This is a genomic window from Pseudomonas sp. NPDC087803, assembly GCF_044742995.1.
Classification (GTDB): Bacteria; Pseudomonadota; Gammaproteobacteria; order Pseudomonadales; family Pseudomonadaceae; genus Aquipseudomonas.
Map to the genome: position 1 here is coordinate 39,238 of NZ_JBIUVO010000004.1, position 6,969 is coordinate 46,206.

The window sequence follows — 6,969 nt, forward strand, 5'->3', positions numbered from 1 at the left end:
TCGCCCGTCGCGTGACTGTTTGGTCACGGCACGACCTTTAAAACCGGGGCAGTTGCGTTTTGCCGGGGTGACTGATCAGGGCGATGGCAGCGCTGGTCTGTGGCATTTTTCCTACAAGAATTTCAGTGTTTCCTCTCCGAACTTTTAGCTGGTTCCCACCCAATAAGGCTCAACAAGCGCTGACAGGCCCGCGTCGGGGGGAGGTTGTCCGGGTTTTACGTGTCATGTCGGCATCGGGGCCGATGCTTGAATAGGCGCAAAATCACATGAGAAGGATCTTATGCCGCCTATTTCTGCCCCTGCGGTGGCCACGCCGTCCGCATCGCTCCAGACGTATCCGATGAGCGCTGCGCAGTTGGATATCTGGCTGGATCAGTTGAGTCGCGGTGATTCGCCGCTGTACAACATCGGCGGCTACATGGACCTCAGCGGTCCGCTGGATCCGGCACGGATGCACGCCGCCCTCCAGGCACTGGTGGCCCGGCATGACGCGCTGCGCACGATTCTGCTGCCGGGCGCCAGCGCCGATGGCCTGCCTCTGCAGCAGTTTGCCGAGTCATGTGCGGTGCCGATGCCGATTCACGATGTGTCGGCGCACGCCGACCCGGAGTCGGCGGCGCGGGCTTTGGTCCAGGCGCGCATGGATCAGCCCTTCGTGCTGGACGGCGGCTGCCTGTTGCGCTTTCTGTTGATCCGCCTGGATGACCAGCGACATTGGCTGTCGGTGCAGGCTCATCACTTGATCGTCGATGGCTGGAGCTTCGGCGAAATGTTCAAGTCGCTGGACGAGATCTATAACGCTCTGGCGCACGGCCAACCGGCACCGAAATCGGCGCCATCCTACATCGACTTCATCGAGGACAATACGCGCTACAAGGCCTCGCCGCGTTGTGCGCAGGACCGCGCCTACTGGCTGGACAAATACCGACAATTACCCGAGCAACTGTTGCTGCCGCGGCATCAACAGAACCTCGCCGGCCATGGCGCGCAGACGCAGGTGCATGCGCAGCCCTTGCCGGCGCTGCTGCACGAACGCATGAAGCAGGTTGCCCGGACATTGGGCGGCTCGGCGTTCCATGTGTTGCTGGCGGCGCTGCATGTGTATTTCAGCCGTACCGAACAGCGTGACGAGTGGGTGGTGGGGCTGCCGATTCTCAACCGCTCCGGCGCGCGCTTCAAATCCACGCTCGGGCTGTTCGCGCAGGTCAGCGCGGTGCGCATGGGGTTTGGCCGCGAACAGACATTCGCTGAACTGATCCGGGCGATCCGTGACGAACTGCGCAAGGACTTCCGTCATCAACGCTTCCCCGTGAGTGAGATGAACCGCGCGCTCGGCCTGTTGCGGGAGGAGCGTTCGCAATTGTTCGAGGTCACGGTGTCCTACGAGCAGGGCACTCACGACTATCGCTACGGCGAGGCGTCGGGACGGATCATCAAAGCCTCGAATCTGGAGGAAGCCACACCGCTGGCGGTGCACCTGCTGAGCAATCCTGCCAATGACGATGCGCGCCTCTACCTGATCTACAGCGAGGCGTATTTCAGCGCCGATGAAGTCAAGGCGCTGACTGAACGCTGGTTGCTGATTCTGGAGCAGGGGCTGGAAGCGGTGGACCTGCCGCTGGCGGATTTCGAGCTGAGCACGCCGGAAGAAATCGTGCAGCTGCAACAGTGGAATGCGACACGGGTGCAATATCCGGCGCCGACGACTATTCAGCAGCGTATCGAAGCGCAGGCGACACTAAGGCCGCAGGCGCTGGCGGCGGTTGATCAAGGGCAAGGCCTGAGCTATGCCGAACTGAATCGACGCGCCAATGCGCTCGCTCATCACCTGCTCGAACTCGGTGTGCGCCCGAATGAGCGGGTGGCGATCGTCGCCCGGCGTGGCCTCGACACGCTGGTCGGGCTGCTGGCGATTCTCAAGGCCGGCGCCGCCTATGTGCCGCTTGATCCGGCGCATCCGGCCGAGCGTCTGAGCTATCTGCTGGAAGACAGCGCGCCGTTGGCGGTGCTGACTCAGCGTGCGCTGCGCGAGCATCTGCCGGCACTCTCGGTGCCGGTGATCGAGCTGGATCAGCCGAGCTGGTCCGCCTTCGATGTAGGCGCGCCGCAGGTGCCGGGGCTGACCCCGGCCAACCTCGCTTATGTGATTTACACCTCCGGTTCAACCGGCCTGCCCAAAGGCGTGATGGTCGAGCACCGCACCCTGTGCAATCTGGTCGACTGGCACGCTGACGTCTTCGATTTGCATGCCGGTAGCCATACCTCGAGCCTCGCCGGATTCGGTTTCGACGCGATGGCCTGGGAAGTCTGGCCGGCGCTGTGCGTCGGCGCGACCTTGCACCTGGCCCCCGTCAGCGATGGCAACGAAGACATTGACGGGCTGCTCGACTGGTGGCGTGCGCAGCCGCTGGACGTGAGTTTTCTGCCGACGCCGATCGCCGAATACGCGTTCAGCCGCCAACTCGATCACCCGACGTTACGCACGCTGTTGATCGGTGGCGATCGCCTGCGCCAGTTCCCGCGTCAGCCATCGTTCGAAGTGATCAACAACTACGGGCCAACCGAAGCCACGGTGGTGGCGACCTCGGGGCGCATCAGCGCCGGGCAGGCGCTGCACATCGGCAAACCGGTGAGCAACGCCACGGTGTATCTGCTCGATGAGCAGCAGCGGCCGGTACCGATTGGCGTCAGTGGCGAGTTGTACGTTGGCGGTGCCGGCGTGGCGCGCGGTTACCTGAACCGCGCGGACCTGACAGCCGAACGCTTCCTGCGCGATCCATTCAGCGCTGAACCGGGCGCGCGCCTGTACCGCACCGGCGACCTTGCACGCTGGCGCGCCGACGGCACGCTGGACTACCTGGGGCGCAACGACGATCAGGTGAAAATCCGTGGCGTACGGATCGAACCGGGCGAGATCGAGAGCGCACTCGCCAGCCATGCCGCGGTGCGCGAAGCGGTGGTGCTGGTGCGCGATGGACAATTGTTGGCGTGGTTCACCGAGCAGGCGCCGCTGGACATCAATGAGCTGCACGCTTACCTGAAAACGCGCCTGAGCAGCGCCATGCTGCCGAGCGCCTATGTGCGTCTGCCGGCGCTGCCGCTGACTGCCAACGGCAAGGTCGATCGCAAGGCGTTGCCGGCGCCCGGGGCGGACGATCTGATCCGCCGCGAATACGAGGCGCCGCAAGGTGACGTTGAAATCGCCCTGGCGCAGATCTGGGCCGAAGTCCTGCAAGTCGAGCGGGTCGGGCGTCACGACCATTTCTTCGAGCTGGGCGGGCATTCGTTGCTGGCGGTGATTCTGATCGAGCGCATGCGTCAGCTCGGTCTGAGCAGTGACGTGCGCGTGCTGTTCAGTCAGCCGACCCTCGCGGCGCTGGCGGCTTCGGTCGGCAGCGGTCGCGAGATCGAAGTGCCGGCCAACCGCATCGCCGCCGACTGCACCCACATCACCCCGGAGATGCTGACCCTGCTGCAACTGGATCAGCCGACTCTCGAGCGGATCGTTGCCACGGTGCCGGGCGGCGCCGCCAACGTGCAGGACATCTACCCGCTGGCACCGTTGCAGGAAGGCATTCTCTACCACCACATCACCGCCGCGCAGGGCGATCCGTACCTGCTGCAATCACAACTGGCGTTCGACAGTCTTGAGCGCGTCGAGGCCTTCGCTACAGCGCTGCGTCAGGTCATGGCGCGCCACGACATTCTGCGCACCGCGGTGCTTTGGGAAGGCCTGACCACCCCGGTACAGGTGGTGTGGCGCGAGGCGATTCTGCCGTTGCAGGAGGTCGAACTGGATCCGGCCGATGGCCCGATCATCGAGCAGTTGCACCAGCGCTTCAACGCCCGCCGTTATCGCCTCGACGTCAGTCAGGCGCCGCTGATGCGCCTGGTGTATGCCCGTGATCCGGCGCAGGATCGGCTGGTGGGGATTTTGCTGTTCCATCACCTGGCCATGGACCACATTGCTCTGGAAGTGATGCGCGGCGAGATGCAGGCCAGCCTGTCGGGGCAGGTCGTGACGCTGGCGCCGCCGGTGCCGTATCGCAATTACGTGGCGCAGACGCGGCTGGGCGTCAGCGAGCAGGAACACGAGGCGTTTTTCCGCGCGCAACTGGCGGACATCGACGAGCCGACCCTGCCGTTCGGGTTGCAGGAAGTGCAGGGCGACGGCAGCGGTATCGACGAAGCGCAGCAGGCGCTGCCGGCGGACGTTTACCAGCGCTTGCGCACCCAGGCGCGACAGACCGGGGTCAGCGTGGCGAGCCTGATTCATCTGGCGTGGGCGCGGGTGCTGGCGGCGACGTCCGGCCAGCAGCGTGTGGTGTTCGGCACCGTGCTGATGGGGCGCATGCAGGGCGGTGAGGGCGCCGACCGGGCCTTGGGCGTGTTCATCAACAGCTTGCCGCTGCGCATCGACGTTGATGCCGGGGTGCTCGATGCCGTACACGCCACCCATGCGCGGCTGACCGCGCTGCTCGGCCATGAGCACGCGTCGCTGGCACTGGCGCAGCGCTGCAGCGGCGTCGCCTCGCCGTCACCGTTGTTCAGCGCGCTGCTCAACTACCGGCACAGTGACGAATCTGAACTGCTGGAGCCATCCAGTCAGGCCTGGCAAGGCATCGAAACCCTGGCCAACGAGGAGCGCACCAATTACCCGCTGACCATGAGCGTGGACGATTTTGGCAACGGCTTGCGCCTCACCGGCCGGACTGTCGCGCAGATTGGCGCACAACGGATTTGCGGCTACATGCAAGCCGCGCTGCACGGTTTGCTGCAGGCCCTGGAACAGACACCGCAACAGCCGTTGAACCGCTTGCCGATCCTGCAACCCGAAGAGTTGCGACGCTTGCTGATCAGCTTCAACGCCACCGAAGTCGATTGTCCGCTGGAGCAGCCGTTGCACACGTTTTTCGAGGCGCAGGTGCGGCGTAAACCTTTTGCAATCGCCGCACAGACCGGCGAGCAAAGCCTGACCTATGAACAACTCAATGAGCGCGCCAATCGTCTGGCCCATCACCTGCGCGAACTCGGCGTGCAGCCGGACTCGCGCGTAGCGATCTGCGTCGAGCGTGGGCTGGAACTGCTGGTCGGTCTGCTCGGCATCCTCAAGGCGGGCGGCGCTTATGTTCCGCTGGATCCGGACTATCCGCTGGAACGCTTGAACTACATGTTGCAGGACAGCGCGCCCGTCGCACTGCTGGTACATGGCGCGACGCGACAACTGTTGGGCGAACCGGGTGTGCCGCTGATCAATCTGGATCACGACAGTTGGCAGCAGCAGCCGGCAGGCAATCCGCAGGTGCCGGGCCTGAGTGCTTCGAACCTTGCCTACATGATCTACACCTCCGGCTCTACCGGGTTGCCGAAAGGCGTGATGATCGAACACCGCAGCGCCTGCAACATGGTGCATTGGGGCTCGCAGCTCAGTCCGCCGACCGAACACGGTGCGCTGCTGCAAAAAGCACCGTTCAGCTTCGACAGTTCGGTGTGGGAGATCTTCTGGCCGCTGTGTTCCGGGATGCGCCTGGTATTGGCGCGACCGGATGGCAACCGCGATTCGGCGTATGTGGTGCAGACCATTCGCGAGCAGCAGGTGACGGTGGTCAAGTTCGTCCCGGCGCTGTTGCAGCAGTTCATCGAGCAGGACGGTGTCGAGCAGTGCACCAGCCTGACCGATGTGCTCAACGGTGGCGGTGAACTCAGTGCGGCGCTTGCGCGTCAGGTACGAGCGCGGCTGCCATGGGTGCGGTTGCACAACGTCTACGGTCCGACTGAAACCACGGTGGACAGCACGGGCTGGACGCTGGAGCTGGACATGAGCGTGCCGGACAACGTGGTGCCGATTGGCACAGCCTTGAGCAATACCCGTTTGTACGTGCTCGATGCGTACGCTCAACCCGTGCCACAAGGCGTCAGCGGTGAGTTGCACATTGGCGGTGTCGGCGTGGCGCGTGGTTATCACGGTTTGCCGGAAATGCAGGCCGAGCGCTTCATCGATAGCCCGTTTGTGCCGGGTGATCGCCTATACAGAACGGGCGATCTGGCGCGTTACAACCACCACGGCGAGCTGGAATTCCTCGGCCGTAATGACTTCCAGATCAAGCTGCGCGGCTTGCGTCTGGAGCCGGGGGAAATCGAGGCGCGGCTGATCGAGCATCCGGCGATTCGCCAAGCGGTGGTGATGGTCCGTGATGAACGTCTGGTGGCCTGGTACACCGTGCGCTCGGGCGTAGAAGCATCCAGTCTGGAGGCCTTGCGCGCGCATGTGCTGGAGCGTCTGCCGGAGTACATGGTGCCGGGTGCGTTTGTACAACTTGATGCGCTGCCGCTGACGCCAAACGACAAGATCGACCGCAAAGCCCTGCCCGAACCGGGGGCGGACGCGGTGATCAACCGCCCCTACGTGGCGCCACAAGGTGACGTTGAAACCGCGCTGGCGCAGATCTGGGGTGAAGTCCTCGGCGTCGAACAGGTCGGTCGCCACGACAACTTCTTCGAACTGGGCGGGCATTCGTTGCTGGCGGTGAGCCTGGTGGCGCGTATGCGTCAGAGCGGTTTGCACACCGACGCCCGGGCGCTGTTCAGCCAGCCGACGCTGGCGGCACTGGCGCTCAGCACCTCGAATCAGGCGCAGCAAGTCGTCATCCCGCAAACCACCATCCCGAGCCTCAACCGCAAGCGCCGGCTCTGACCCAAAACTGATTGTACAAACCAACCCTGTGGGAGCGGGCTTGCTCGCGAATGCGGTGCAACAGTCACCATCAACATCGACTGGCCCACCGCATTCGCGAGCAAGCCCGCTCCCACAGGGGATTTGCGTTGCTCACCCGCAGGGAGGCCGGCTTGTCCCCGCTTCCCATGTCAGCCCCGCAGGCCCCGATGTTTTAGCTTTTCCAGGCTGCACGCAGCAAGCACGGACTCGCCGCTGCGCGCTCCTTTTTTCTCGTATTTACAGCAGGTTATCCC

1 protein-coding gene is annotated in these 6,969 nt (G+C 64.0%); it reads left to right on the top strand.

Features of this window, described 5'->3' with window-relative positions:
• Positions 1-280 precede the first annotated feature (280 nt).
• Positions 281-6,694 (top strand): amino acid adenylation domain-containing protein, encoded by a 6,414-nt coding sequence (locus ACIOUG_RS06005; RefSeq protein WP_401063342.1) that lies wholly within the window; start codon positions 281-283, stop codon positions 6,692-6,694.
• The last annotated feature ends 275 nt before the right edge of the window (positions 6,695-6,969 follow it).